Genomic DNA, 1,872 nt, shown 5'->3' on the forward strand with positions numbered 1-1,872 from the left:
TGAAATCGAAGGCGTGGTCCACGACGCCACGGAACGCGAACTGACCACCACCGAAATCGGCGAAATGATCATGCACCGGCTGAAAAAACTGGATAAGGTCGCCTACGTGCGCTTTGCTTCCGTGTACATGGATTTTAAGGACGTGCAGGAGTTCATGTCCGAGCTGAAAAATCTTTTGAAGGACCGCACGAAAAAATAGCGGGTTAACCGCTGGCACTTGACGGTCCACACCCAGCCCTTCACGAGTTTCGGAACTTCTTGGGGTAAGAAATTCAAACATGGAGAAACCGGCATGCGGAAAACTTGGGCGGTTCTTGGCGCGGGAATTTTGATTGCTATTTTAAGCGTGGCAGGCGCCGGGGGACAGACCGCCAAGGATTCGGGAAAAGAGGCGCCGGCTTTCCGGCCGGAAGACATTCGCGCGCACGTAAAGTTTCTCTCGAGCGATTTGCTGGAAGGACGCGGCACCGGCGCGCGCGGCGGCGACATCGCCGCCGATTATATTGCCACGCAATTTGACCTGGATGGACTGAAGCCTGCCGGCAATGACGGCACGTTTTTTCAGAGCGTGCCCATGGTGGGTGTGGAAACGATGCCGGACACCACGTTCCAATTGGTGCCGGACAAAGGAGAGCCGGTCACGCTGAAAAATCTCGACGACTACATCGTGAACAACGAGAGCCAGACCGAAATTGCGGACATTGATACGCCCATCGTTTTTGTTGGGTTCGGCATCCAGGCGCCGGAATATAAATGGGACGATTACAAGGGCGAGGACATGAAGGGCAAGGTCGCCCTCATCTTTGTGAACGAGCCGCCATCGAACGATCCGAATTTTTTCAAGGGGAAGGCGCTTACGTATTATGGGCGCTGGATGTACAAGTTCGAGGAAGCGCCGCGGATGGGCGCCGTCGCTGCTCTCGTGATTCATCGCACCGATCTTGCCAGCTACGGCTGGCAGGTGGTGCGCAACTCGATGGGAAAGGAACGCTCGTTCCTGAAACTCGATGGTGCGCCCAAACTGAAAGCCGCTTCATGGGTGCAATGGGACGTGGCGCAAAAAATCGTGGGAATGGCGGGCCTCAATCTCGATAAATTATATGAGCAGGCGCAATCGCGGAACTTCAAGCCAATCGAACTTCCGGTGCATTTGAAAGCGCATATTGTCAGTGAATTACACCCGTTTGTTTCGCGAAATGTGGTGGCCAAACTGGAAGGCTCCGATTCCAAGCTCAAGGATCAGGCGGTAATGTACACGGCGCATTACGATCATCTGGGCATTGATCCGTCATTGAAAGGCGACAAGATTTTCAACGGAGCCGTGGACAATGGCACAGGCTGCGGAATTTTGCTGGAGCTGGCGCGCGTGTGGGCCGCATCGCCTGTGCGCCCGAAACGATCCATCTTTTTTGTTTCTGTGACCGCGGAAGAGCAGGGCTTGCTCGGCTCGGAATATTTTGGAAAGCACCCGCCGATTCCGGATCATGACATTTCTTTGGACCTGAATTATGACGCCTTAGCTCCCATCGGCATTCCACAAGAAGTGGAAGTGACCGGCGCGGAACGCACGACGTTTTATCCCGTGGTTGAAAAAGTTGCCAGGGATTTCGGAATGGAAATTCGTCCCGATTCGCAACCCGGCGCGGGCCACTATTACCGCTCCGATCATTTCAGTATGGCGCGCGTGGGAGTTCCGGCGTTTTCCATTAGCGAAGGCGTGAAATATGGAGGACATGACCTGGCATGGGGAGAAGCGCAGGCGGAAGATTACGTGAAGAATCATTACCACCAGCCGAGCGACGAATTCCAGGCGGATTGGGACTTCAGCGGGCTCGCGAAGATGGCGAAGTTTGGATACGAGCTCGGATTGAA

The 1,872-nt window shown here is 54.6% G+C and carries 2 protein-coding genes; both read left to right on the top strand.

The window, feature by feature from the left end; translation table 11 throughout:
* On the top strand, positions 1-199 hold a 199-nt coding region (locus VLX68_11835), incomplete at its 5' end, for an ATP cone domain-containing protein (protein ID HUI92928.1).
* Positions 200-292: 93 nt separating this feature from the next.
* Positions 293-1,872: M28 family peptidase (locus VLX68_11840; GenBank protein ID HUI92929.1), on the top strand; the 1,580-nt coding region annotated here is incomplete at its 3' end.

The sequence above is a fragment of the Chitinivibrionales bacterium genome (assembly GCA_035516255.1).
Lineage (GTDB): Bacteria > Fibrobacterota > Chitinivibrionia > Chitinivibrionales > FEN-1185 > FEN-1185.